The sequence below is a fragment of the Lysinibacillus xylanilyticus genome (genome assembly GCF_001708185.1).
GTDB lineage: Bacteria > Bacillota > Bacilli > Bacillales_A > Planococcaceae > Lysinibacillus > Lysinibacillus xylanilyticus_A.
The window spans coordinates 398,332-423,599 of record NZ_MDDN01000002.1 but is presented as its reverse complement, the minus strand read 5'-3'; the positions used below and the strand labels follow the sequence as shown (position 1 = coordinate 423,599).

At 33.8% G+C, this 25,268-nt stretch carries 24 protein-coding genes and 1 pseudogene; 21 read left to right on the top strand and 4 right to left on the bottom strand.

The genetic code is table 11. The features are described 5' to 3' along the window. The first annotated feature begins 75 nt into the window (after positions 1-75). From BFJ97_RS06660 to BFJ97_RS06645, 4 genes and pseudogenes are all read left to right on the top strand, one after another. Positions 76-345 carry a hypothetical protein gene (locus BFJ97_RS06660; RefSeq protein WP_068983856.1) on the top strand — a complete coding sequence of 90 codons (270 nt, stop codon included), beginning with the start codon at positions 76-78 and terminating at the stop codon, positions 343-345. Next, positions 335-598 carry a phage holin gene (locus tag BFJ97_RS06655; protein WP_068983855.1) on the top strand — a complete coding sequence of 88 codons (264 nt, stop codon included), beginning with the start codon at positions 335-337 and terminating at the stop codon, positions 596-598. The genes BFJ97_RS06660 and BFJ97_RS06655 overlap by 11 nt, the downstream gene beginning before the upstream one ends. Next, a pseudogene (locus BFJ97_RS06650) lies at positions 595-1,042 on the top strand (peptidoglycan recognition protein family protein); the annotation flags it as partial. The gene BFJ97_RS06655 and the pseudogene BFJ97_RS06650, both read left to right, overlap by 4 nt. A 563-nt stretch (positions 1,043-1,605) precedes the next feature. Beyond that, the gene (locus tag BFJ97_RS06645; protein WP_068983853.1) at positions 1,606-1,977 is read left to right on the top strand and encodes a hypothetical protein; all 372 of its coding nucleotides are present in this window, start codon (positions 1,606-1,608) and stop codon (positions 1,975-1,977) included. 100 nt (positions 1,978-2,077) lie between these two features. On the opposite strand, the gene BFJ97_RS06640 is transcribed toward BFJ97_RS06645, so the two are convergent. After that, a complete protein-coding gene (locus tag BFJ97_RS06640) occupies positions 2,078-2,677 on the bottom strand; it encodes a DUF3238 domain-containing protein (RefSeq protein WP_068983852.1) in 600 nt (199 codons plus the stop codon). A gap of 167 nt (positions 2,678-2,844) precedes the next feature. On the opposite strand from BFJ97_RS06640, the gene BFJ97_RS06635 reads away from it, so the two are divergent. From BFJ97_RS06635 to BFJ97_RS06610, 6 genes are all read left to right on the top strand, one after another. After that, positions 2,845-3,360, top strand: a complete 516-nt coding sequence (locus BFJ97_RS06635) for a sigma-70 family RNA polymerase sigma factor (protein ID WP_068983851.1) — start codon at positions 2,845-2,847, stop codon at positions 3,358-3,360. 13 nt (positions 3,361-3,373) lie between these two features. Beyond that, positions 3,374-3,571 carry a hypothetical protein gene (locus tag BFJ97_RS06630; protein WP_068983850.1) on the top strand — a complete coding sequence of 66 codons (198 nt, stop codon included), beginning with the start codon at positions 3,374-3,376 and terminating at the stop codon, positions 3,569-3,571. A gap of 278 nt (positions 3,572-3,849) precedes the next feature. After that, positions 3,850-4,326 carry a hypothetical protein gene (locus tag BFJ97_RS06625; protein ID WP_068983849.1) on the top strand — a complete coding sequence of 159 codons (477 nt, stop codon included), beginning with the start codon at positions 3,850-3,852 and terminating at the stop codon, positions 4,324-4,326. Beyond that, the gene (locus BFJ97_RS06620; protein ID WP_068983848.1) at positions 4,323-4,946 is read left to right on the top strand and encodes a hypothetical protein; all 624 of its coding nucleotides are present in this window, start codon (positions 4,323-4,325) and stop codon (positions 4,944-4,946) included. The genes BFJ97_RS06625 and BFJ97_RS06620 overlap by 4 nt, the downstream gene beginning before the upstream one ends. A 3-nt stretch (positions 4,947-4,949) precedes the next feature. Continuing rightward, positions 4,950-5,882, top strand: a complete 933-nt coding sequence (locus tag BFJ97_RS06615) for a hypothetical protein (RefSeq protein ID WP_068983847.1) — start codon at positions 4,950-4,952, stop codon at positions 5,880-5,882. 960 nt (positions 5,883-6,842) lie between these two features. Beyond that, on the top strand, positions 6,843-7,208 hold the full coding sequence (locus BFJ97_RS06610) for a hypothetical protein (RefSeq protein ID WP_068983846.1): 366 nt from the start codon (positions 6,843-6,845) through the stop codon (positions 7,206-7,208). Positions 7,209-7,492: 284 nt separating this feature from the next. Here the strand turns inward: BFJ97_RS06610 and BFJ97_RS06605 are convergent, their stop codons facing one another. After that, entirely contained in the window at positions 7,493-8,323 is an 831-nt protein-coding gene (locus BFJ97_RS06605; RefSeq protein ID WP_068983845.1) for a glycerophosphodiester phosphodiesterase, read from the bottom strand. Between the two features lie 824 nt (positions 8,324-9,147). On the opposite strand from BFJ97_RS06605, the gene BFJ97_RS06600 reads away from it, so the two are divergent. The 5 genes from BFJ97_RS06600 (at position 9,148) to BFJ97_RS06580 (ending at position 16,962) form a co-directional block, all read left to right on the top strand. Then, a complete protein-coding gene (locus tag BFJ97_RS06600) occupies positions 9,148-10,200 on the top strand; it encodes a zinc-dependent alcohol dehydrogenase family protein (RefSeq protein WP_068983844.1) in 1,053 nt (350 codons plus the stop codon). A gap of 922 nt (positions 10,201-11,122) precedes the next feature. After that, positions 11,123-12,742, top strand: coding sequence for an amidohydrolase (locus tag BFJ97_RS06595; RefSeq protein ID WP_068983843.1), 1,620 nt, complete (start codon positions 11,123-11,125; stop codon positions 12,740-12,742). A gap of 300 nt (positions 12,743-13,042) precedes the next feature. Further along, positions 13,043-14,515 (top strand): aldehyde dehydrogenase family protein, encoded by a 1,473-nt coding sequence (locus BFJ97_RS06590; protein ID WP_068983842.1) that lies wholly within the window; start codon positions 13,043-13,045, stop codon positions 14,513-14,515. Positions 14,516-14,713: 198 nt separating this feature from the next. After that, entirely contained in the window at positions 14,714-15,973 is a 1,260-nt protein-coding gene (locus tag BFJ97_RS06585) for an MFS transporter (protein ID WP_068983841.1), read from the top strand. A 230-nt stretch (positions 15,974-16,203) separates the two neighbouring features. Beyond that, on the top strand, positions 16,204-16,962 hold the full coding sequence (locus BFJ97_RS06580; RefSeq protein ID WP_139114387.1) for an IclR family transcriptional regulator: 759 nt from the start codon (positions 16,204-16,206) through the stop codon (positions 16,960-16,962). Between the two features lie 116 nt (positions 16,963-17,078). On the opposite strand, the gene BFJ97_RS06575 is transcribed toward BFJ97_RS06580, so the two are convergent. Both BFJ97_RS06575 and pxpB read right to left on the bottom strand, forming a co-directional pair. After that, positions 17,079-18,068: a biotin-dependent carboxyltransferase family protein gene (locus BFJ97_RS06575; RefSeq protein WP_068983840.1), complete on the bottom strand. Its 990-nt coding sequence runs from the start codon at positions 18,066-18,068 to the stop codon at positions 17,079-17,081. Further along, positions 18,059-18,799 carry a 5-oxoprolinase subunit PxpB gene (gene pxpB, locus BFJ97_RS06570; RefSeq protein WP_068983839.1) on the bottom strand — a complete coding sequence of 247 codons (741 nt, stop codon included), beginning with the start codon at positions 18,797-18,799 and terminating at the stop codon, positions 18,059-18,061. Before pxpB ends, BFJ97_RS06575 begins: the two co-directional genes overlap by 10 nt. Positions 18,800-19,077: 278 nt before the next feature. Here pxpB and BFJ97_RS06565 point away from each other — a divergent pair, with 278 nt between their 5' ends. The 6 genes from BFJ97_RS06565 to BFJ97_RS06545 all read left to right on the top strand — a co-directional run bounded on the left by BFJ97_RS06565 (position 19,078) and on the right by BFJ97_RS06545 (position 24,957). Beyond that, positions 19,078-19,842 (top strand): LamB/YcsF family protein, encoded by a 765-nt coding sequence (locus BFJ97_RS06565; protein WP_068983838.1) that lies wholly within the window; start codon positions 19,078-19,080, stop codon positions 19,840-19,842. A 40-nt stretch (positions 19,843-19,882) separates the two neighbouring features. Then, a complete protein-coding gene (locus BFJ97_RS06560) occupies positions 19,883-21,100 on the top strand; it encodes an NRAMP family divalent metal transporter (RefSeq protein ID WP_068984076.1) in 1,218 nt (405 codons plus the stop codon). 73 nt (positions 21,101-21,173) lie between these two features. Then, positions 21,174-21,965 (top strand): putative hydro-lyase, encoded by a 792-nt coding sequence (locus BFJ97_RS06555; RefSeq protein ID WP_068984075.1) that lies wholly within the window; start codon positions 21,174-21,176, stop codon positions 21,963-21,965. A 745-nt stretch (positions 21,966-22,710) separates the two neighbouring features. Beyond that, positions 22,711-23,067 carry a hypothetical protein gene (locus tag BFJ97_RS06550; RefSeq protein ID WP_068983837.1) on the top strand — a complete coding sequence of 119 codons (357 nt, stop codon included), beginning with the start codon at positions 22,711-22,713 and terminating at the stop codon, positions 23,065-23,067. Continuing rightward, positions 23,063-23,305: a DUF6241 domain-containing protein gene (locus BFJ97_RS25080; protein ID WP_223556119.1), complete on the top strand. Its 243-nt coding sequence runs from the start codon at positions 23,063-23,065 to the stop codon at positions 23,303-23,305. Before BFJ97_RS06550 ends, BFJ97_RS25080 begins: the two co-directional genes overlap by 5 nt. A 221-nt stretch (positions 23,306-23,526) precedes the next feature. Continuing rightward, positions 23,527-24,957 carry a PLP-dependent aminotransferase family protein gene (locus BFJ97_RS06545; RefSeq protein WP_068983836.1) on the top strand — a complete coding sequence of 477 codons (1,431 nt, stop codon included), beginning with the start codon at positions 23,527-23,529 and terminating at the stop codon, positions 24,955-24,957. The last annotated feature ends 311 nt before the right edge of the window (positions 24,958-25,268 follow it).

Here is a 25,268-nt window from a genome sequence, read left to right as displayed (position 1 = left end):
CGTTGTTTTTATACTAGAAAATTTGCCTTTTACAATAGTGGAAGGTTTTTTATTTTGGAAAAGAAGGTGAGAACATTGGTGGAAACTATCAATAATTGGTTGCCGATTGTATCAGCGCTGATTGGAGGTCTTTTATTTATTTGGCGCATTACAAACGACCTAAATAAAACGCTACTTAGTTTAACTAATGGCATAGACAGATTAAACCAACATTTAAACGAGGTTGACGAAACTTCAAAGGAATCAGCAAAACGTATCAATAATCATGAGGTTCGTATTGTTGTATTAGAAAAAGTAGCAGGTATACAAAAACAAACTGAGGAGAGTGTACAACATGAAAATTAATTGGAAAGTACGTTTACAACATAAACAATTTTGGGTGTCATTAATTGCATTGCTTATTGTGCTCGCGAATCAAATTGCGGGCATTTTTAATGTCGATATTACAATTTATAACGACCAAGTAACGGCTATTTCAGAGACCGTTTTAAGTATTTTAGCGTTGCTAGGTATAATCATTGACCCAACCACTAAAGGGACTTCAGACAGCGTACAGGCTCTTAATTATGATGCTCCTAGAAAGGTTGATGCTAAGTGAGTTACGCATTGAGACAAAATATATTGTCATCTAGCAAATACCCTATTAAATCACCATATAGCATGACTCCTCAATTCATTACAGTACACAACACAGCAAACGATGCGTCTGCAGCAAATGAAGTTAAATACATGATAAGCAATAACAATCAAGTATCTTATCATGTCGCTGTAGATGACAAAGAAGTAATTCAAGCTATTCCATTCAATCGCAACGCTTGGCATTGTGGCGATGGCACCGGTAATGGGAATATGAAATCAATCGGTGTTGAAATCTGTTACAGCAAAAGTGGTGGCATGCGTTACGCATTAGCCGAAGAAAATGCGGTGCAATACATTGTTAAACTTTTAAAAAAGTACGGATGGGGCATTGATCGTGTGAAAAAACATCAGGACTGGAACGGAAAATACTGTCCGCATCGTATCTTGAGTGAAAATCGCTGGAATAGCTTTTTAAAACGAATTGAACAGGCTATGAAGCCAGCAACACCAACACAACCAAAGGAGGAAATAAAGATGGCAAACTCATTAACATCAACAGCAAAAGAGGATTTAAGAGCACTATTAAAAACAACGTATCAAAAAGGAATTTTAAAGGTGGACCATAGCGGAAAAGTAGGCTCTATGACAGATGGAGAAGCGTTGGGATTGCTGATTTCAGTAGTGAAACGAACATTGTAACATTAAAAAAGGTTGTGCTTCGAGTTTTAATGAGATAGCACAGCCTTTTAATTTGTTTTACAAAATAAATTAAGGGTATTTATAAAATAATGATCTAGGTAGTAGTAAGTTTTGTAAGAGTTAGATAAAGAAGTGAAAGGAACTATTTAGAAAGTAAATATAAACTATAATACTTTCATTTCCACGGATTTTAAAAACATCAATAAACTTCCTATTAACTGTAGTTTTATGTTTTAATAGAGAGGGACATAGGTGGTGAATTAAATTTTTTGTACATACTGTTGGATCATGTCTAAGCAAAAAAATTAATAAAGGTTGTGAAGTGTTATGTTGAAAAATAAAATTATTTCAGCTGTAATTACATTAATTCTAGGAGTATTTATTATCCCATTATTTATTGGATCTACATATAGCATTGCACATGGTATTTATGGTACTGCATTTACTGCACCAGCTATGTTTGTAGCTGTTGTGGTATCAGTTGCGATTGAAAAATACAGTAAAAATAAAAATGTTATATTTATGTATATTAAGCATTTACTTTGTGCATTAATTTTTGCGCTATTATTTAGTTTAGTTAATTTTGATATTAATACTTTTAAAGATACTATTTATCTAGCTACTTTAATGGGTAGTATTTATATAACAATATTTGTGATCTTTGATTATTTGTTAAAAAGTTTAAATAAGAGTAGATAAAATAATTATCTCGGATAATTATGTATATAGAGTCGTTAGATCTAAACAAATAGAAAGCTACCACCACACAAAAAAGACCGTTAAAACGGTCTTTTTATTTTTAGTTATTTTTCGAACTATCGTATGAGCGACCAACGTCCACCCATTCACTATTTAAGAATGGATAAAGGCCTCCAATTTCTTTAGGGCTCTCTGGAACAGCTGAATAAATTACTTCTGGGCCTTTTTTCATGGAATAAATTTTACGCATAAATTCATACGCAGGGAATCCATCACGTTGACCTTTTATTCGTACACTACCTGTACGAGTTACTTTAATTACGAAAGTATAGTCAATTGCAGGTGCTAATTTAACTAATGGATTTTTCATAGCGCATTTACAGTTAATATATAGAACATCGTCAAGGATATTTGTATTGTATTGTAAGCCAGATTCAGATGCTGTCTCTTTTTTTGTTACTTTCCATTTACCTTTCACCAGGTCTTCTTGGATTGTTTGACCTACTTTAGCTGTCCCTTTAACACCATAATTAGCTTTAGACGTGTCAATAGAGAAACTTTGTGATGTTCTGTATTTAGTTGAATTCCAATCAGCTTCTTTTCGTGTATCACCGTGGAAACGCGAAGTTTTTGGGTGGATAGGGTGTTCTACATACTTAAATGGTAAAAATGTGCGTAAACGTAATTCTAATTTTGTCATAATATAGCCTCCTAATTTTTGTGATAAGTAGTGTAATTACCTTACGTATTGGAAAGGCTCATTTTCCTAACGAAAAACAACCAAAAAAAATTAAATTTTTGGTTGTTTTTTAACTAAAGAAAAACACCTTTATATTAAGAACGTACGTTCTTTTTAGGAGGGGTATTTTGGGCAAAACATATTTAAATATAGTACTACATAATTTTTTAGCTATTGAGAAAAATAAGATATTGTTTGAAGAATACAAAATTAATAGAGATAAAAACATTATGGAGTTATTAGAGAAAGAGTTTAAGATATTTTATTCAAAGATAGTGCTGGTAACTTATTTTTCAAAATCATTGTATTATGCAGCACAGAAATATGATCAAAAAATTAGAAGATATCAAAGCTTTAAAGAAGAGTTACTTGAACAAAACGAAGATAGTTTTTTCTATGCAGAAAATATTAATGTCACTGATTCTGATAATATTGCAAACTACGTTGCGGATAAAAGCATTTTTAAAGCTATAAATAAATTGACTGACAGACAAAAACAAATTTTATATTTGCTTCATATAAAAGAAATGACTGAAATTGAAGCAGCAAGTATTATGAACATTTCTCAACAAGCTGTTAACAAAGGGAAAAATAAAGCAATCAAAGAAATCCAAAGTGGTTTAAATGCTAATGCTATTAAATAAGGAGTATTTATAAATGGAATATGAATTAGATTCACTTGAAGTAATCGAATTAATGCAGCCAAAAATAAAAAAATTATTGCACCAAACAGCTGCTAATAATAGAGAGGATTTAGAACAGGAATTAAATTTGGTGATTATAGAAACAATGGAGAAAATTAAATTTAACAACGTACCTAGCTTTTCTGACTTAGTTAATTTAGTTGAGATTTAAAGAGGATCGAGTCGCTGATTTCGGTAGTGAGAGATAAATAAAAAAATATAATAAAGCTAAATAGTATAAATTATTTAGGTTTATTATGATTGTTTGGATAAATTTGGTGGTGATTTTTCTGTATTTTTTCTAGAGTTTTACATATAATAGGGTTTATACATAATAAACAACCAATATTTATTTAAGAAATTTTAATCAAATTATAAGTGCAGCTTTGTTAAAAACCTGTTTTAGAAAAGATTGTGCGTGTAATAACGTTTTAATAAGGAGAGAACGATATGGAAGCGTACGGAAAAATATTTAGAAAGTATAGTGCAGAAGAAATAGATTTCAATCTAAATATATATAAACCAGATGAAAAAAAATATCATGAAGTCATTTGTGAAATGAAGAAACGTGGATTTAAACAATTAATTATTAATTCTGAGTTAATGATTGAAATAATGAGTCAAGTAATACAAAATAACGGTTTTATCTTGGGTATTCATTTTACCGAAAGTATAGATGAATATTTAACAGGAAAAGTTAAAGATTTAATTTTAAAAATAAGACATAAACCTATGTCTTTTATTGAACTAAAAGAGTTACTTGATTGGACGGTTGATAATAATTCAATAGATATATCTAGAATAGAATTGCTTTATAAAAACAGTAAATTTGAAATATACTCCAACGGACAAATAATTGGGGGAGAAAATATTAATGTTATTTTCGAAGAAATACTTATTCATGTTTTTAAGGGTTATTTAGAATGAAAAAAGAGGATCTAAAGAAAGAACTTTTTTCATATTTCAAGAATTTCACTGTCTTATTATTAGTTTCAATACCTTTGTCGCTAGGCATTTCTGTAACAAAAAGTATAACTAAAATAGAAGATAAAAGAGTGATTTGGTTTATTGATTTAGGGATATATAATTTAATTGCTTTGATAATTGTTTCATTTGTGGTCTATTGGTTTATTTCGAAGAGGACTAAATTGACTATAAGTATTCATTATACTAAAGAGAGATTAAGGGAATTAAAAATTAATAGTAAGAAAAACAAAAGAATTATTTTTGAGGTAAATATAGAAGGTAATTATAAAGATTTACCTGAAAAAATAATTATTGTCTTTCCTAATTGGATTGATACACAACCAAAAAGAAGTAAAGATTTGATTTTTAATGATTCTGAAAATAAATATGAAATAGATTTATTAAAGATGATTAACGACACTGGGAAAATAACAGAAAAAAGAAATTTTGAAATAGATTTAATTGGGAATGAAGATGTTAATAATTTTGTTTTAATTAAACCAACTATTATCTCTAAAAAAAGACGTATAATGACTTTTATAATAAAAGATGGTATAAAAATAGAGTTAGAGGGGAAATAGAATATGGTACTTTCAAGATGGTCTGATGATACAGGTAATCAAATGGAAGAAATAATTGGAAATATGCTTAATTATAGTGAATGGTGTACACCTTATATTGATCCTTTTACAGGTGATACACTAAGTTTTTATAATGAAAAAGTTTTTGAAGAAACACAAACTATTAATTTAAATAATACTGAAATAAAGTATAATATGATAAAATTTGTGTATGAAAAACCGCGTTCAGGGGAAGAAAGAAATGAAATGCGTTCAGCTCGTATTGCAAACAATAATGGTTTTATTGTGATATTTACAGACGGTTATAGAACTCAACTAATAGTAAATAAATCAAATAACGATGCAACGAAGACGATCTTACGTAAAATCAATAATTATAGAGGACAGGGAGAAATTAAATCAAATAGCTATAATATTACAGAAGATTTTTTTATATGGATGATTTCAAAAGTACTAAATAATGAAAGTGATTCAATCGATGAAGAATCTCATTTAGTAATAAAAAAAATAGTTGGTTTTAAGGGATCTACTGATAATCAGCTCGCAGAAGTTATTGGTTCTGGGAACAGGATAATGAATGCTTTGAGTACTTTAGCTTTCTTGTTCGAAAACGAGGGAGTGTCTTATGTAAAACCTATACTAGAATATGAGGATCACACAATTGAACTATTTCTGAAATTGAATGGATCAATTGATATAAATTTTGAAAATTACACGGGTTCCCATTTTATGGAACTTCCTGATTCTTTGAAATCCAAAGTTATATTAATGATAACTTTAGAGATTATACCTAAAATTATTGCTAGTTATGGTGATGCAGTTAGCGAAAACGACTGGTCATTAGATAAAAAAATTGATTTGGTTTTAGAAATAGGCAGAAATATCCAATCTAAGGTTGATGAAAAGGTAAATTTACTTAGAGATAGTAGTAATTAAAATTATTAATTGAATACATATGAGACTAGCAAGTCTAAATGATTGGACATGCTAGTCTCTTTATTATTTATCGAGGTTTTTAAGACCAAGATTAGCTATACGCTAACTTTTATCTGATTCGGTTTGAGGACTTTGCTTCAAATTCTAACCATTCAAAGAAACCTGGTTCCTTCCAATAAACATAATCAGTCAGATTTTAATTTGCCCCAAATTTGTCTAAACGAATATAAAAGCAGAAAAATATATATAAATTTTAAATAATTTATTAAATATAAGTTGATTAAAAACCTATTAAATCAAGGTTATATAAGTGTATATTAACGTATATATAAGATACGACAGCCTTCTAAGCCGTCGGTCGGGGGTTCGAATCCCTCCTGGGACGTCAATGTAAGCCTTACAGCCATATCGGTTGTAAGGCTTTTTTAGTTAGAGGGTACTGTTATTGTACCCGAGTAATAGCAAAATAAAGTTCAACTTATTGTTAACGATAAGGAGCAAGCTGTAGAAGGTGTTAATGATTGCAAATTGTATCGAGTTCAATCAGGCAACTATTCAACGCAAGCTCAAGCGAATGCAACGAAGTAAGCACTTGGTAAATACAAGATTGTAAATGCTAATTATGTACAAATCGTCCGATATAGTAACAATTGACGATTCATTACTAGAACATACGCAATACAAGCAGTTGTTGAAATGAAATGTCTTGGCATTTATCGTATGACGAATCTATTCTAGTAACAATAAAGACCTAGATTACTTAATTGCCGTATTGGTTTAAAAATTACTTATAAATTTATATGAAAAAAGTAAAATTTTTACTATTTACTGTGGTTATATGATTTAATAAAGAGGTACATAAATTTAATGTTGAATTGAATTTTTACATATTGTTGATTATGTCTTATTTCCATGGCATTTTTTAAAAGCATAAAAAATGAATCAGGGATGTGAAGTGTGATGTTGAAAAACAAAATTATTTCAGCTGTCATTACATTAATTCTAGGGATATTTATTATTCCATTATTTATTGAATATACGTATAGCATTTCATATGGTATTTATGGTACTGCATTTACTGCACCTGCCATGCTTGTAGCTGTAGTGGTATCAATTGTGATTGAAAAATACAGTAAAAATAAAAATGTTGTATTTATATATATTAAGCACTTAATTTGCACATTCATTTTTTCAATACTAATTAGTTTAGCTAATATTGATATTTTTAAAGATACTTTTTATCTAACTTCCTCAATAGGTAGTATTTATATAACGATATTTGTGATTGTTGATTATTTATTACAATACTTAAATAAAAATCGGTAACAATTTGTTGTTTTAGTCCTTATTATAAAATTTTTTGTGAACGAAGAATGCGGTATATAGGGAAAATCGATTATGTTGATTTTGATGAATATGCTGAAGGCATTTTTTATATGTTCAAAAGACAGGATTACAGCAACAGTATATCAGCAAAGCTGAATAACGTTCATGTTGATGTTAGCACCGTGTCAAAGGGGGCGTACTCTTGCCAAATAACTAAAAGATTGATTTCCGTCCAAACAAAAAAGGAGTAGCAACTACTCCTTCTTAACTTCTCTACAAAAAGATTAATTTCTAGGATCTACATAATCTGGATAATCAGAAATTATTGCATCTACCTTCATTTCAAATAGAAAGTCTGCAGCTTCTTGACTACGTACCGTCCATGATCCAATTTTCATACCATTAGAGTGAACTTGATCCACTAACTCTTTTGTCACAATTCCATAGCTTGGGTTAAACCAATCCGCATAGGTAGAAAACTCTTTTAAAGCATCCGTAGTTGTATGTGCACGATTAGAAGTTAATACACCAATTTGAACTTGAGGAAGAAGCTGATTCATTTTTTTCATTGACTCAAAGTTAAAAGATTGAATGATGATTTTTTTATTTTGTGGTTTATCGAGATTTCGTTCTTTTATTAACTCTGCCACTTGTTGTTCAATACCAGGGTAATACTCTGGAGCTTTTAATTCTATTAAAATTCCAACCTTCCCATGGTAACGATCAAGAATCTCTTCAAATGTTGGAATTTGTTCTCCTGTAAATTGTTCCCCTTTCCAACTACCTGCATCAAGACTTTTAAGCTGTTCAAGTGTTAAATCCCCTACTTTTCCTGTTCCATCTGTTGTACGATCTACTGTTGTATCATGAATCGATACTAATTCCCCATCTTTACTTCTTTGAACGTCTATTTCAATATAATCGGCTTTCATATCAACTGCTAAATCATAAGCAGCAATCGTATTTTCAGGTGCATAACCTGCTGCACCACGGTGTGCTACATTTTCTACCTGTTTTCTTTCGCCTACTGTTGGTTTTTCTGCAAACGCTTGATTGAACGGGGTGAATAACAATGATAATGCCAACCCTGCACCTATTAATAATTTTTTACTCATTTTCTCCATCTCCTATCTTAAAATATGTATTCAACTATATTTTAGAAAAGGGATGTTGAACTAGTATGTAGATATATTTAAAGCTTAATAAAGACTGTGTAAACTAAATTCGATCTTTTCTCTTAGATTTTTTTACAAAGCTACTAATGTAATTAATAGAATAGATATACTCTACTACTCCATTTCACCTACGACGTTTCAAGGTTCAGATAGAATAAGTTTGAACTAACTGAAAAGCGCTTCAAATCCTTTGACATCAAGGGTTTTAGGCGCTTTTCCTTTTTTGAGAATACGTTAGAAAAGGATATAAAATGAAAAGTTTCTACACAAATAAAAGTGGTACGAATGTGGTACTTGTCTGTTCTGTATCGAACTGCCCTGATTTTTTTGAGACGTGAGGATGGTAGTACTTTAATTAAGATAAATAATTCGAGTAACAGTAATGAATGGAAAATAACTGAAGCAAACGAATGCCGATTGTATGCCCACTCGAACACCTTATAGCTTTGTAATAAATTTTCGGCTGTTTTCTAAAGATTGATGTTATTTTGAACTAACCAGCTAATCGTTTGTTGTTTTAGGATAGCAGTAAGATTCAATGTGAGGGAAGAGAGGTGGCACTACTACAAGTATATTTAGACCTGATTGCTGCATCAGTAAGTCTATGAATAAGTGAAAGTAACATTAAACTTGATAAACTGTTCTCTTTGATTTCACAATGGACATAATGTAAAAAAAAATACTCTCTTATTTTAACTATATGAGAGATGATGGAAAATTCTGATTTCTGGTAAAGTAAAGAAAATATAAAAGGCGGGGATTTTATGAGAGCACTTGTCTTAGAAGAAATCGGCAAGCCATTAGTTATTAGAAATATGCCAGATCCAACGAACACAGCAGATGGAGTAATTGTTCGTGTTGAAGCTAACGGAGTTTGCAGAAGTGATTGGCACAGCTGGTTAGGGCATTGGAATTGGTTGGGAGTTGAGACTCCTCTTCCTCATATAATGGGACATGAGTTTTGTGGTGTTGTAGAAGATGTTGGGAAAGACGTTACAAGGTTCAAGAAAGGCGACAGAGTAATTGTTCCTTTTACTCAAGGTGATGGCACATGTCCTATGTGTCAAGCTGGACACCATAATGTTTGCGATAACATTACGTTACCTGGAATCACCATTTGGGGTGGATACGGAAAATTTGTTCATATCCCTAATGCTGATACCAATCTAGTAATTTTACCGGAAAATATTGACTTTGTTGAGGCAGCTGGTATTGGATGTCGATTTATGACGGCATTTCACGGGGTTACTGATCAAGCACAGGTAAGACCGGGGGAATGGGTTGCTGTCCATGGTTGTGGGGGAGTTGGCCTTTCTGCAATTCAAATTATTACAGCACTAGGAGCACACGCTATAGCAGTTGATATTAATGATGAAAAATTAGCTTTTGCAAAGAAATTAGGTGCTGTAGCCACAGTCAATTCCAAAAAAGAAAATGCTGCTGAGTTGATTAAAGAATTAACAAAAGGCGGTGCTCACGTGTCGGTGGATGCTCTTGGAATAACTGAAACTTGTCAATCAGCTATAAATAGCTTAGCTAAAAGAGGGCGCCATTTACAAATAGGATTAACAACCAGTAATGAAAAAGGGATGATCCCCGTTCCTATTGATCTTATGGTCATTAATGAAATACAGATTGTTGGCTCTTATGGTATGCAAGCACCAAGATTTCCTCAAATGTTACGAATGATTGAAAATGGGATATTAAGTCCTAAAGATTTAGTAACTCAAACAATATCTATAGAAGAAGCGGGAAGTGTAATTGAATCCATGGGGACTTATGCAAATATGGGTGTTACGGTTGTTAATAAGTGGTGAATGTATAAGGGGTTTATTTTAACTAGCTCAGGCGGTAGACAACCTCGATTAAATAATGAATTTGGCTACAGTCATTTTGCTTATGATCGTCAATATCCTTTATACAATATTTGTAAAGAGGTAATTTTATAATGATCTATTTGTACGGTTTAATGATTTTTTTAATGACTTCATCTAAGATTTACCCAACATTTAACATTCACGGACATTAGATACAGTGATTTTATTAGTCAACAAAAACTTATATTATTATACGTTCTTTGGAAGCTAGTGTAATGGCTGATTATGTGCTGATGGACACATGAGTTACTTAACAACGGCTATACATCCATCATTGAAATTGGTTTTTGATGTGATTGGCAATCAAGGTTTGTTTAATTCCTGGTTTATTTCTACTGTTTTAATTAGGCTATTGGTTTTTATATTCTTCCGCGTGGCTTCATGGTTATTCTATCTGCAAAAAATGAAAAAAATCTTCGCAAAAAATTACTCTACCTTTCTATACAATTCTTCATTGTTTTTTCAGGGGCTATTATTACACCTGGTTTAGAAAATGGAGATTTATCTCTGTTACATTTAGCAATAAAAACATTTGATTCCATGGATTATAGGAATTATTGGTGCAGCTGGTTTATTAATTGCGTTGGTTCCAACTTCCGGCATGCTTATGTCTAGTGCAGCTGGATTAACACAAAATTTTAAAAAGTGATTGTTGCAAAAGGATAGCGCTTTTAAATATTATGTCCTATAGTCTCATTATTCAGTTAGCTTCTACTGCATTTTTTAGTCTAGTCATGCTTGGATGAGTGCTTTTACTAGAAAAAGTACCGTTTTGCAAAATGATGATTTAGGAAAAAATGTTCTATCATAATAGAATCATATTTATTAGATTAATTCAAAGAGTCGAAGGAGGATGTAACAAATGAAAGCAGATTTAGTATTTATAAATGGTGAAGTGATTACAATGGATGCGGATTCTCGAATTGAAGAAGCTGTTGCAGTTAAGGAAAATCGTATTATTTTTGTAGGTTCTACCTTAGAGGTACAGCAACTGATAGACAGTAAAACAGAAGTTATTGATTTGTGCGGAAAATCATTGCTCCCAGGGTTTATAGATGCTCATATTCATTTAGTTATGTATGGATTAAACCAACTAGCTATCAGTTGCAAGGCTCAAAATATTACTTCAAATGAGGACATAAAACTGGAATTACGAAAAAAAGTTCAAACTGTTCCTAAAGGTCAATGGATTCGAGCGTGGGGCTTTAATGAAACGACAATAAAAGAAAAGCGTTACTTATCTATTAAGGAGCTAGATGAAATTTCTTCAGAACATCCGATTATGATTACTCGTACTTGTGGTCATATTTCTATTGTAAACAGTAAAGCATTAGAATTAGCCGAAATTGATGTTTATACAAGCAATCCTGATGGGGGAGTAATTGAGCGAGATGCTAATGGTGCATTAACAGGTAAATTAATTGAAAAAGCGAATATGCGAATGAATGAAATTGCTAAATATTCAGAGGGTGAGTTAAGACAAGCGATGAAAATAGCCTCTGATCATTTTGTTCAAGCCGGTATTACTAGTGTCCATGAAGCAGGTGTTTCTGATACAGATACTTATCGTCTTTTACAGGAAGCAGTAAAAAATAAGGATATTGCTGTTCGTGTTTATGCAATCATTTGTACTTTAAATAATTCACATGAATTTGTAGGGAAAATGCTATCTGCAGGGGTACTAACAGGTACGGGTGATGAACGCTTTAAAATTGGTCCAGCTAAAATATTTACGGATGGAAGTAGTACAGGTCCTACTATTGCAACAAGAGAGCCATATGCAAGTAATCCAAATGATCATGGAATTCTTTACTATAGTGAAGATGAAATCTATCGTGTATTAGGTGAAGCTCATAAAAAAGGCTATCAAATAACAGTACATGCTCAGGGGGATCGAGCAATTGAAATGTATTTGAATTGTGTAGAAAAAGCGCTTAATGAGCACCCAAGAGAAGATCATCGCCATCGAATTGAGCATGCGGGAATTTCTACACCAGATTTACAAGATAGAATGAAGAACCTTGGTGTTATTCCAATTCCAAATCCACCTTTCCCGTTTGAATTTGGAGATATTTATGTGAAGAATTATGGGGAAAGAGTTAATTATATGTATCCAGTACGTGACTTCATTGATAAAGGTATTATATGTGCAGGTGGTTCTGATGCACCAGTTACGGATTATAATCCTCTAATAGGCATTCATACAGCAGTCAATCGAGTAAGTAGCAGTAATTCTGAAATTGGAGTGAATCAAAAAGTTACAATATTGGAAGCTATAAAAATATATACGATCAATGGAGCATATGCGAGTTTCGAAGAAGATATTAAAGGTAGCTTAGAGGTAGGGAAATTAGCAGATTTAGTAGTATTAGATAATAGTATTCTAAGTCAAAACAATAATAGTATAAAAGATTTAAAAGTAGAGATGACGATTATAGATGGACAAATTTTATACAAAAATGAAGCTCTAGTAAAAGTTTAGCATAACATTTCGTATAACTTGAAAAGAATGTTTTAACAAGATTTTTGTGTTAGGAAATTTTAAAAGTTAAGCCTAACAAATGTTGTGTTGACAGAACATTCATGCAATACCGAGATCCTCCTTGTTTTGCTGTTTAGAAATTGAGTTAAAAGAATGAAATAACGTCGTGCTGATATTGAATTACTAATTAGAGAAGTTAGTGAAAATCAAATTATTGCCGTAGGATCAAATCAGAATATAAGAGCTTCCTAGTAAGTATCATCGTTTCCTATATCGACTGGCGAAAAGGAGAAGAGATAAATGTTGGAACTTAGGATGTATATTGATGGTAAATGGATTACTTCAATTTCTAAAGAAAAAAGAGAAGTGAAAAATCCTGCAAATGGTGAGCTACTTGCAGTAGTAGCTGACGGTACTGCTGAGGATGCACAATATGCAATCTCAGTAGCACGTAGTACTTTCAATAGTGGAATTTGGTCACAACTCCCTTTTAAAACTCGTGCAAAGTATTTGCATAAAATCGCAAATCTGTTGGAAGAAGAGGCAGATGATTTAGCAATGCTAGAAACATTAAATAGTGGAAAAATGTTACTTGCTGCAAAAACAGATGTTCAAAATGCAATTGAGTGTTTCCGATACTATGCAAGTCTTATTACTCAATCAGAAGGCGAAATATATAATGTAGGCGATTCAGTTCAAACAATCGTCATTCGTGAACCTATCGGCGTGTGTAGTCTTATTGTTCCATGGAATTTCCCCCTCCTTATGGCGGCATGGCAGATTGCTCCGGCGTTAGCGGCTGGCAATACTTTTATACTAAAACCATCAGAAGTTACACCGATTACTGCTGTTAAACTCTTTGAAATTATAGAAAAGGCTGGTGTACCAGCAGGAGTCGCTAATCTAGTAATGGGAGCTGGAAGTTCTGTTGGTAGTGAAATGGTCGAAAATAATTTAGTAGATAAAGTGGCTTTTATTGGTGGAACGAAAACAGGTCAGAATATTATGCGTGTTGCTGCAGAACAGACAAAGAAAATCACCTTAGAATTAGGAGGAAAATCTCCTAACATTGTATTCGCTGATAATGACATAGAAATTGCAGTAGATAATGCACTATTTAATCTCTTCTTTAATAGTGGTCAAGTGTGCACAGCAGCTTCCCGTCTCTTAATTGAAGAAAGCATTCACGATCAATTTATTGAAAGACTGATAGAGCGTGCAAAGAAGATTGTCGTTGGTCATGGAAATAAGCCTACAAGTGAAATGGGGCCGCTTGTAAGTGAAGCACATATGCAAAAGGTATTAAACTATATTGAAATAGGGATACAGGAAGGTGCAACACTTGCTTGTGGAGGAAATAGAATTGTAGCGAACGGGTTTGAAAACGGCTTTTTTGTTGAACCTACTATTTTTATCAACACTACTCCGGATATGAGAATTGTACAAGAAGAAATCTTCGGTCCTGTTTTAGTCGTTCAAAAATTTAAAGATGAAGAAGAAGTAATTACTTTAGCAAATGATACAGTATTTGGGTTGGCTGGTGCTGTCTTTTGTCAGGATTTGGAGAAAGCAATGCGCGTAGTCAGCAAAATAAAGGCCGGTATTACATGGGTAAATTGTTTTCATGTTGCAACAGTGCAAGCCCCATGGGGTGGTTATAAACAAAGTGGAGTTGGAAGAGGTTTAGGAGTCTTTGGTCTTGATGAATTTTCGGAACAGAAGCAAGTTAATATTAGCTTTAAAGCCAAGCCAGTTGGGTGGTTTTCTAATTAGTCTTTTAAATAAGGAAGTTCTCTTAATGAATTAGAAGCAAATAAAATTAAAATAGAAAGAATTTAAGTTTTATATTGAACATTGAGAACTAAAAGCATCTTCAACCAAATTCATATATAAAACTACTTTGAAAAATAGGTTTTTAACGTTACCTGTAATTCATATATATAGAGTAAAAGCTAATAGGAGTAGAAATCTTTGGACAAACAAAATAGCAAATATAGATGGGTTGTATTTGTTTCTGTATTATTTACTTATTTGTTAATGGCGAGTCAACGAACCGCCCCAGGATTGATTACAGACCAATTGATGCGAGATTTTAATGTAACAGCATCAACGATTGGGTTATTGACGAGTATACAATTTTTTGTCTACACGAGTTTGCAAATTCCGATGGGGATTTTAGCTGATCGATTTGGGCCAAATTTTTTTCTAATTATTGGTGCTACTCTTACAGGTTTAGGTACAATCATTTATAGTCTAAGTACACATGAATTCGTCCTGTTTTTTGCCAGAATACTAACTGGGGTAGGGGATGCGACCATATGGGTTAACATGGTGCTAATTTTGGCCCAATGGTTTCATACAAAGGAATTTGTTCGATTAATTGGCCTGGCGGGCATGACTGGAAGTCTTGGTTTCTTATTGGCGACAGTACCTTTCTCCACATGGATACTTTTATTTGGTTGGAGGGTAACATTTTTCTCAGTAGGACTACTCTTATGTTTATGTGGCATCCTCCTTTATTTTGTACTTGTGAAAAAAACAAAACAAATTTTCGGGGATGAGCAAGTAGTTGATACAGCAAAAGTGCAACGTGAAAAAACATCAGTTTTACTACGAAGAATATTTTCAAATCCGCAAGCATGGGCCCTATTCTTTTGCCATTTTGGGGTAGTCGGCGGTTATGTAGGGTTTATCAGTTCGTGGGCAGTACCATATGGGATGAATATGTATGAAATGACTCGTTCAGATGCCAGCCAGCTGATTATGATCGGTCTTATCGGGGCACTTATTGGAGCACCTCTAGCTAGTTGGATTTCAAGTCGGTTAGAAACAATTAAAAGACCGTATATTGTCGTTCATATCATTGTTTTATTAGGATGGTTTTCCTTCCTTTTATGTAATGGGCATCCTTCCTTTTACTTTCTAATTATTATTTTCTTTATCATAGGCTTTGGATATGGGGCAAGTGCATTAACCTTTGCAGCTGTACGTCAATCTTTTAGTCTAGAAGAATCTGGAATTGTTTCGGGGATTGCGAATACGGGCGGCTTTCTAAGTGCTGTATTGCTTCCCATCATTTTTGGATATATATTGGATCATTTTCAATCAACTTCAGGAAATCTATTTGATGGATATTACTATGGTTTCATCACGCCAGTGATCTTCTCCATCGTTGGTTTGATTGGAGTGATTTTATTTAAGGAAAAACGTCAGAGCGTAGGACAAAAATAGAATATCCGCATTTTTTAACTAGCATAGTAATCGAGGGAATCAAAATAAGAATAACAAGCAGGGGTAAAGAGTATGGAAGCAAAGCAACCATTCTCTGCTCCTGTTTTTTATGTCTTTGTCAACCTGATTTACAGGGTATATAAAAATAGTAAGATGTTAGGTATAATTATTAATTAGAAAAGAAAAATTATGATTAGATTAAATCTAGTATAGAAGGGGGGAAACTTAAATTGCCAAATAATAATAAAACGGTTGTCCGTTCAATGGATATTTTAAATCTATTTATCGATCATGCTGAACTGTCATTTCAAGAAGTAATTGAGTTATCAGGAATCCCTAAAACCTCTGCTTTCCGCATGTTGAAATCTTTCGAGGAAATGGATTTTTTAGAAAAGGGAGCTGATGCAAAATATAGGTTAGGTATTCTCTTCCTTAAATTTGGACATCTAGTATCAATGCGCCTAGATGTGCGAAAAATTGCAGATCCAATTATGAATGAGTTACATAATGATGTAAAAGAAGCGATTAATTTAATCGTTCGTGATGGTGATGATGCTGTTTATATCGAGAAAATAGATACGAAGCAAAAAGTTCGACTCTACACTGCAATTGGTAGAAAAAGTCCTCTTTATGCAGGGGCATGCCCTCGTGCTGTATTATCCTTTTTACCGGATGCAGAAATAAAGGAATATCTCGAATCGGTAGAACTTAAATCATTTGCAATGGGGACGATTACAGATAAGGAAAGGCTTTTTGAAACGATTGTGCAGGCTAGAGAACTTGGTTATACAATCAGCCATTCAGAATTAGAAAATTATACATCTGCTGTTGCAGCACCGATTTACGATCATAAAGGAGAAGTCGTTGCAGCAATGAGTATTGCGGGACTAGAAACCAATTATCAAGGGGAAAACGTTGAAATCTTCGTTGATAAACTTAAGAAGGCTACCGCAGAGATTTCTAAACAATTGGGGTATGAACAGCTTTAAAAAATGGGTAGTCTCAAAAGTCATTTGAGATTACCCATTTTGCGCTGAAATTGCTAACTGAAAACATTACTATCTAAATGATCGAATTTTGGACAATTGAATTGCCTCTAATGCTTCTATAACCTTTTTAAATGGAGTCCAAATGCTAATTCATTTCGTTTTCTTTCTTGATGTATTAATGCCAATTGAGCTTCTTCAAGAGTGACCTCTTTAAAATAGACTCGACCATTTGTTTGCATTTGTGCTAATGATGGTAAATCGGCAGAAATCACTTGTCCTATTTTAGGATATCCACCAGTTGTTTGACGATCTGCCATTAAAATAATAGGTTGCCCATTGGCGGGCACTTGAATCGTTCCAAATGTAACCCCTTCGGATAATAATTCAAATGGCTCTTTTAATTGAATAGCCTCTCCTTCTAATCGATAGCCCATTCGATCAGCGTGTGTTGTGATGGTGTAAGGCGTTGAAAGGAATTTTTGTAAACTCTCCTCATCGAAATGCTGATACTCAGAGCCTCTTATAAAGCGGATTGTTTGCGTTTTTTTAAATGTAACAAAGGATGTGTAATCAGCTGACCAAGAAAGGTTCGTTGGTTCTTTTTTTAATAGTTTGAAAAGATCCTCGCCTAACTCTGATCGTCTATCTAATTCAAAGACATCATTCTTCAGCAATTTTCTACCTTGAAATCCTCCAATTCCAGCACGTATGTAGGTGCTTTTACTGCTCATCACTTTTGGCACTTGAATTCCGCCACTAAACGATACGTAGGCTCGACAACCACTAATCGCAGTTTTAAATTTTAAAACAGATCCTTTTTGAATCAAAAGTGGTCGCCACATTGGTGCTTCTTTTCCGTCTATTGTAGGTTGTAAATTGCCACCTGTAATTGCGATCAGTTCATCAGTTTCAAATAAAAGGGTTGTTCCATAAAGTGTCACCTCAAGAGCGCCTTCTCCTTCCGAATTTCCAACAAGTAAATTCGCAATTCGTAAGGAAATTGAATCCATTGCTCCTCCGACGATCACACCAAACTTTTGTAGCCCATATCTTCCTAGGTCTTGAATGGTTGCCAGCATACCTGGCTGTAATACCTTTATGCCCATGTTTCCATCTCCCATTCGCTCTTATATTCTTCCAACGAAATTGGTACAAACTGAATTCGATCACCCGGTTGTAATAAAGTTGGAGGAGATTGTTCAGGTAGAAACAAACGAGAAGGTGTTCGTCCGATGATTTGCCATCCACCTGGAGTTTCTAATGGGTAAATCCCTGTTTGATTGCCCGCAATTCCAACTGATCCCGGAGTAATCGATAACCGTGGAGTTTCTTTACGAGGTGTTGCAATTTGTCTATCCATTCCTCCCATAAACGGAAAACCTGGAGCAAAGCCTATCATGTACACAAGATATTCTACAGAAGAGTGAATTTTAATGACTTCATTAGGTGTTAAACCATGATAAGAGGCTACAAATTCTAAATCGGGTCCCATTTCACCACCATATACTACAGGGATTTTTACGACACGCTCCTTCGTTGTTTCAACTATGTGAGATTGATTCAATAAAGAAAGAATTGTAGCTTTCACCTTTTCGTAAGGCATTTCGCCTCCTTTTTCTATATTTGAAAAGTATACTTCAATCGGATTGTAATAAACTGTCACATTATTATAGGCAGGCACAACCTCGATGAATCCTTCAAATGGATTTCTCTCTAATAAATTTAATATATTTTTAACTTTATTGTGAATTGCCTCACTGATTCCTTCACCTACATGTATAACTAGTGCAGAATCGCTCAAAGGTCTTATCTGTACATTCTCTTTTAAATTCAGCATAAAAACCATCTCCCTGAAGTTTCGTAATTCGGTATATAAGTTTTAAATAACGGATTATTATAATTATATTTAAACAATAAACAAAAACAAGTTTAATTTGAATGAAAATTTTAAAAAAAATATTCTTTCTCAAAATTATAAATTTATACTTTTCAGCAATTATAAAATATGTTAAGATTTTTTTAAATTTCAAAACTCAAGTTCCGAATATCGGTACAAAAAAGTTGTAAACGTATTCATTATAATTACTTTAGTGGGAAGAAAACGGGGGGAAGAAGATGTTTCGAGTTGATTTAAACTGTGATTTAGGGGAAAGTTTTGGTCGTTATCGACTTGGAGAGCAAGAAGAAATCTTAAAATATGTAACCTCTGCTAATATTGCTTGTGGATTCCATGCTGGAGATCCAACAGTCATGCGAGAGACAGTTAAGCTAGCCATTGCTAATGGTGTGAAAATCGGGGCACATCCAGGATTACCGGATTTAAATGGCTTTGGACGACGTGAGATGAACATCACACCACAGGAAGCCTATGATATGGTTATTTATCAAGTTGGAGCATTGCAAGGTTTTCTAACGACTTACAATGAAACCATGCAGCATGTTAAGCCGCATGGAGCACTTTATAATATGGCTGCTAAAAATCCAGCGATTGCTGAGGCAATTGCACAAGCCATTTATGATATTTCACCTTCACTTGTGTTATTCGGTCTCTCAGGTAGTGAATTAACAAAAGCCGGAGAAAAAGTAGGGCTTCAAACAGCTCATGAAGTGTTTGCAGATCGTACCTATCAGAAGGATGGTTCTTTAACATCTCGTAACCAACCGGATGCATTGATTACCGATAAGGAACAAGCTGTGAATCAGGTTGTGCGCATGGTGAAAGAAGGAATTGTGCTGTCACAACAGCAAATCGAAATCCCATTACACGCAAATACTATTTGTATTCATGGGGACGGGGAACATGCTATAGAGTTTGCAAAATATATTCATTCAAGATTAGCAGAACATCAAATATCAGTACGTGCAATCAAGGAGGGGTAAGTCAATGGTAGCAAAAAAAACGGAAGTTAATGAAGCAGCGATCGAGCAAGAGAAAAAAGGGAAATTTGTTAAGAAAACAGCAAGTAAAAGTGTGTTAATAGGAGCAGCCTTTTTAATGGCAACTTCATCTATCGGACCAGGATTTTTAACACAAACGACAGTATTTACACAGCAATTAGCGGCTAGCTTTGGATTTGTCATTTTAATTTCATTAATTCTAGATATTGTCGCACAGGTAAACGTTTGGCGAATCATTGCTGTTTCTGGCTTGCGAGGGCAAGAAATTGCCAACAAGGTGTTACCTGGATTAGGTGTTCTCCTTGCAATTATGATTGTTATAGGTGGTTTAGCATTCAATATTGGTAACGTTGCTGGAGCTGGATTAGGGTTAAATGCAATGCTTGGCGTAGACCCAATTATAGGTGCCATTGTAAGTGCACTTTTTGCTATTTTTATATTTATCTATAAAGAAGCAGGGAAGGCAATGGACAAGGTTGCGCAAATTGCTGGCGGTGTCATGATTCTACTCATGCTATTCGTTGCTTTTAAAACGTCACCACCTGTGGGAGAAGCGATTGTGAACACTGTTTGGCCTAAAGAAATTAGCTGGTTTGCGATTGTAACTTTGGTGGGTGGATCAGTTGGAGGTTACATTACTTTTGCTGGTGGTCACCGCCTTTTGGACGCTGGCATCAAAGGACAAGAATCCTTGTCAGAAGTAACAAAAAGCTCTGTGACAGGGATTTTGATTACTGGCGTAATGCGTATTGCTTTATTTTTAGCGGTCCTTGGTGTTGTTTCGAAAGGTTTAGTCATTGATCCTGCCAATCCACCTGCATCTGTTTTCCAACTAGCTGCGGGTAATATTGGTTATCGTATGTTTGGTATGATTATGTGGGCTGCAGCGATTACTTCTGTTGTAGGTGCAGCTTATACATCCGTTTCATTTATTCGTTCATTCCACCCTAACATTGATAAATATCATAATTGGGTGATTATAGCATTTATCGTCATTTCAACAGCAACTTTTGCCTTGGTTGGTAAGCCTGTTAATGTGTTAATTTTGGTAGGTGCATTAAATGCACTGATTTTACCATTATCACTTGGCATTATATTAGTTGCTGCACACAAAAAAGATATTGTTGGCACATATAAGCATCCACGTTGGTTAACTGTAACTGGAGCAATTGTGGTACTTATTATGGGATGTCTCAGCATTATTACATTTATTGAAGAAATTCCGAAAATTTTTAGTTAATCTAACAACCAACCAACCATCCATCCATGAGCATCTTTTCATGGATGGTTCATTTATAAGGAGTGAATTGATGATGACAACATATAGTGCTTTAGAGCCGAATGAAATCCGTAAACTTATTCGTAATCAAGAAATTTCTGGACCAACTTCTGGCATGTCTATTGGGTTTACACAAGCAAATTTAGTGATTTTGAAGAAGGAGCATGCCTTTGACTTTCTACTATTTTGTCATCGCAATCCAAAGCCATGCCCATTATTAGATGTGACAGAACCTGGATCATTTATACCTTCAAAAATTGCTAAAAATGCAGATATTCGCAAGGACATTCCGAAATATCGTATTTATCGGGATGGTATTTTAACTGAAGAAGTATTAGATATTACAGATTATTGGGAAGAGGATATGGTAGTTTTTTTAATAGGGTGTAGCTTTACATTTGAAACACCTCTTCTGGAAGCGGGTATTCCAATAAGACATATTCAAGAAAACTGTAATGTGCCAATGTATAAAACAAATATCGCGTGTGAAAAAGCAGGTGTGTTTGAAGGACCAACTGTTGTCAGTATGCGCCCTATGACACCAGAGGATGCGATTCGTGCAATTCAAATTACTTCGCGTTTTCCAAATGTACACGGTGCACCAATTCATATTGGTAGTCCAGAACAAATAGGGATTACGGATATTTCAAAACCAGATTTCGGTGATTCCGTGTCCATTAAGCCAGGGGAAATACCAGTATTTTGGGCTTGTGGCGTAACCCCTCAGGCAGTAGCAATGGAAAGTAAACCTTCTATTATAATTACCCATGCACCGGGTCATATGCTAATTACTGATATAAAGGAAACAAGCTTGAGCATACTTTAAGGTATGTTCGAAGCCATCTATTTATTTTCTTCATCAGTAAGTGTCAAGAAGTTGGGACAAAACCAATTTCTGAAATCTAATAAGCTGGTGAAATTTTACGACGAGTAAAATTTCACCAGCTTTGATTTTTTATAAAAAAGAATTTCTTTGGACACCGAAAAAATAAACGAAAAAGCGCAAGGTGTCGTTCAATTCATGGAACTTGAGGGTAAAGAAATACTTGTCGTGACAAGTTTAATCGATATCACTGCTGAAGAAAATACCAACATGTATAAGTCTCGTTGGGCGATTAGGATTTTTTTCATTGGAATAAACAAAACTCGAACGTGCTTGTACTATTCGAGGTAACCAAAAATGCCGTATTCAATCTAAACTGTTCGCAGCGATTATTGCCTATGTTTGTTTGAAATTTCTTCATACATAGGAATTAAGAAAAATACACAAAACCCCTATTATTCGCAGGTTTCAAACGCCTTTTTTTTGTGCTGCCCTGCTACTGGAATGGCGAATCAAGGTCAAGGAAATCCAGACGTCTAAAAACGGGGTTAAGGCTTTTTGGTATAACTTGAACGATAATCTTAAAATCAAGCTAGAGAGTTTTGTCACCACAAATATGAACTTGAATAAAACTTTTTATGAAAAAAGGTATCTTGTATAGCTGGAGACTTCTGTTTTTTGTGCTGATGTTTACAGAGAAAAGTATATATGGAAATTTAATGGTAAAATTAATGAATGTGTTAAAAAAATGAAGCGGATTCATATTTTAGGTATAGTTGTTTTAACAGCATTATTGAGTATAAGTGGTACGTTTTTGATTATGAAAAAGAACTATGAAAACGAAACTTCTAATAGCGTCGAGAGTGAATTAGATAGCGGTCAATCAATTTCAAAAGAAGATGATAAGAAAGAGTTTGTATCGACAGTGGATACGAATTTTGGTTGGGAAAACACTACGTATTCCAAAAGGTTTGATGAATGGAAGAGTGGAGATGAACCCTTTATTGATAATCTAATGCAAGAAGTTATTCAAGAAATGTCACATCAGAAGATCATTGCTGATGAGAAAGAATCATCAATTATGATTACTACGAAAAAGAATTGAGACTTTACTGCAAATTGTAGAGGAAAATAAAGATGGATACGAACATAGTGAAAAATATTTAGAAATTTTAAATCGTTGGAAACAAGGTGATTTTAAGTCGGTTGACAAAGACCATAATGATATGTGGTTTATTCAAGGAACAAAAGAAGGTGGTATAGCCACTGGTATTACTACAAAAGAACAAGAGAAAGATTATATATTCCAAGTCTTTGGTATTCCAGTAGAAAAGCAGAGTTAAATTCTGCTTTTTTTCTATGAAATAGGAGTTTATTTCACGCTTATTGTAACATTGGATATAAAATGGAAAATGAGGATTGATTATTTTAGTGGATGGCTAGAATAACAATGAAGTGGATGGTTAAATACAATTGAAATAATATTAATATATAATCTTTTACCTGAAATAACACTGCTAAAGAAGAAAGAGCAAGTTTGAAGGAACTAATGAGGTGAGTATAGTTGGATTGGAAACCTGATAGACAAGCGAAAAAAGCTATTTATAAACAACTCGCAGAATATATTGAAAAGGGAATTGCAGATGGTACATTTCCACCTGATAAACCATTACCATCAGAGAGATATTTAGCAAGTGCTCTAAGTGTAAATAGAAGTACTGTCGTTAATGCATATGACGAATTAGAATCGATGGGGCTAATTGAAAGAAATAGAGGACGCGGTACTACCATTAGTAAAGATATATGGGGTATAACAAAAAAACGGATACCTAGTTGGAATAGGTATATTGAGGCGGGTTCTTTTTTACCTAGTCAACCTGTAACGCAAAAAATAAGAAAAGAAGCTGTTGAACATAAATTAATAAATTTAGCTTCCGGTGAATTGTCAGAAGAACTTTTCCCAAAAAGCTTTTTAAGCGAGATAACTTCAACACGTTCTTTTATTGGAAGCTTAGGATACGATCATCCACTGGGGAATGAAATCCTTAGAAATACCCTTACAAAACACGTAAAAAAAAGTCGGGGAATCGAAACTAAACCTTCTTCAATACTGATAACATCAGGAGCGCAACAAGCATTACATTTAATTGTACAATGTTTGTTAAAGCCTGGAGATGCAATAGCAATAGAAGATCCTTCCTACAATTATAATCTTCCAATTTTCAAATCGGCAGGTATAAAAGTACATTATCTACCTGTCGATAAGGATGGAATGAACCCGGAAGATTTGCTGTCATTATATAAAAAACACCGAATTAAAATGATTTTTTTAAATCCATATTTTCAAAATCCAACGGGCTCTTTATTGAATAAAAAGAAAAAAGAAGAGATTTTAGACATATCCTCAAAGTTTGGAATTCCAGTAGTAGAAGATGATCCGTATAGTTTAACAGCTTTTTCGGGAGAGAAAATCTCTACCCTTAAATCAATGGATAGGAATGGAAACGTATTATACATAAGTTCTTTGTCCAAAATTGTTGCCTCAGGATTAAGAATAGGGTGGATTATTGGCCCAACATCGGTCATTGAAAGATTATCGGATGCAAAACAACAAGTTGACTTCGGTCATTCTAGCTATACACAATGGATAGCGAATGATTTTTTAGAATCAGAAAATTTTCATATTCATATAAAAAGTTTGGTTAAGGAATTAGAAAAAAGGAGAGATAAAATTATAAGAAGCCTTGATACTTATTTAAAAGATCTGGTGGAATATTCTATCCCTCAAGGTGGTATTCATATATGGTGTCAAATACTTAAAAATTATAATGAAATCCAATTGCTTGAAGAATCCATTAAAAGAGGCGTCATTTATGTTCCTGGTTCTACACTGGGATCCAAAGATGGATTTGTTCGTTTTACTTTCGCAAAGGAAGATGAAGATTCAATAGATGAAGGAATCAAAAGGTTTGCAGAAGCGCTTAATAGTTTATAGACAGTTGGATGACTAAAAATGTGTTAGATTGGGTCTTATCCCTAAGATAAATGGATGGTCAAAAAAGCATCGAATTGGATGGTTATAAAAAATATAAATCCCTTATCATTGAGAGGTGGATGATAAAACATCGATATAGCCTAATTTCTAATTATTTTTTATCAGGCGTGTTGATTGGGAAAAAATAGGTTTATTATTGCGCGAAAAAAAGGATTTTTTTGTTGCTATTTTGCAAATATATGCCCATTTTAACTGATTGTAGCGTAGGGCTACCCGACTCCCGCAGGAAAGCGAGTAGCCCGTAGCGGAAA

What these genes read in the sequence shown, in the direction of transcription:
- BFJ97_RS06655 (WP_068983855.1), top strand. Translation starts at nt 335, where the DNA reads ATGAAAATTAATTGGAAAGTACGTTTACAACATAAACAATTTTGGGTG.
- BFJ97_RS06645 (WP_068983853.1), top strand. Translation starts at nt 1,606, where the DNA reads ATGTTGAAAAATAAAATTATTTCAGCTGTAATTACATTAATTCTAGGA.
- BFJ97_RS06640 (WP_068983852.1), bottom strand. Translation starts at nt 2,677, where the DNA reads ATGACAAAATTAGAATTACGTTTACGCACATTTTTACCATTTAAGTAT.
- BFJ97_RS06630 (WP_068983850.1), top strand. Translation starts at nt 3,374, where the DNA reads ATGGAATATGAATTAGATTCACTTGAAGTAATCGAATTAATGCAGCCA.
- BFJ97_RS06625 (WP_068983849.1), top strand. Translation starts at nt 3,850, where the DNA reads ATGGAAGCGTACGGAAAAATATTTAGAAAGTATAGTGCAGAAGAAATA.
- BFJ97_RS06620 (WP_068983848.1), top strand. Translation starts at nt 4,323, where the DNA reads ATGAAAAAAGAGGATCTAAAGAAAGAACTTTTTTCATATTTCAAGAAT.
- BFJ97_RS06615 (WP_068983847.1), top strand. Translation starts at nt 4,950, where the DNA reads ATGGTACTTTCAAGATGGTCTGATGATACAGGTAATCAAATGGAAGAA.
- BFJ97_RS06610 (WP_068983846.1), top strand. Translation starts at nt 6,843, where the DNA reads ATGTTGAAAAACAAAATTATTTCAGCTGTCATTACATTAATTCTAGGG.
- BFJ97_RS06605 (WP_068983845.1), bottom strand. Translation starts at nt 8,323, where the DNA reads ATGAGTAAAAAATTATTAATAGGTGCAGGGTTGGCATTATCATTGTTA.
- BFJ97_RS06600 (WP_068983844.1), top strand. Translation starts at nt 9,148, where the DNA reads ATGAGAGCACTTGTCTTAGAAGAAATCGGCAAGCCATTAGTTATTAGA.
- BFJ97_RS06595 (WP_068983843.1), top strand. Translation starts at nt 11,123, where the DNA reads ATGAAAGCAGATTTAGTATTTATAAATGGTGAAGTGATTACAATGGAT.
- BFJ97_RS06590 (WP_068983842.1), top strand. Translation starts at nt 13,043, where the DNA reads ATGTTGGAACTTAGGATGTATATTGATGGTAAATGGATTACTTCAATT.
- BFJ97_RS06575 (WP_068983840.1), bottom strand. Translation starts at nt 18,068, where the DNA reads ATGGGCATAAAGGTATTACAGCCAGGTATGCTGGCAACCATTCAAGAC.
- pxpB (WP_068983839.1), bottom strand. Translation starts at nt 18,799, where the DNA reads ATGCTGAATTTAAAAGAGAATGTACAGATAAGACCTTTGAGCGATTCT.
- BFJ97_RS06565 (WP_068983838.1), top strand. Translation starts at nt 19,078, where the DNA reads ATGTTTCGAGTTGATTTAAACTGTGATTTAGGGGAAAGTTTTGGTCGT.
- BFJ97_RS06555 (WP_068984075.1), top strand. Translation starts at nt 21,174, where the DNA reads ATGACAACATATAGTGCTTTAGAGCCGAATGAAATCCGTAAACTTATT.
- BFJ97_RS06550 (WP_068983837.1), top strand. Translation starts at nt 22,711, where the DNA reads ATGAAGCGGATTCATATTTTAGGTATAGTTGTTTTAACAGCATTATTG.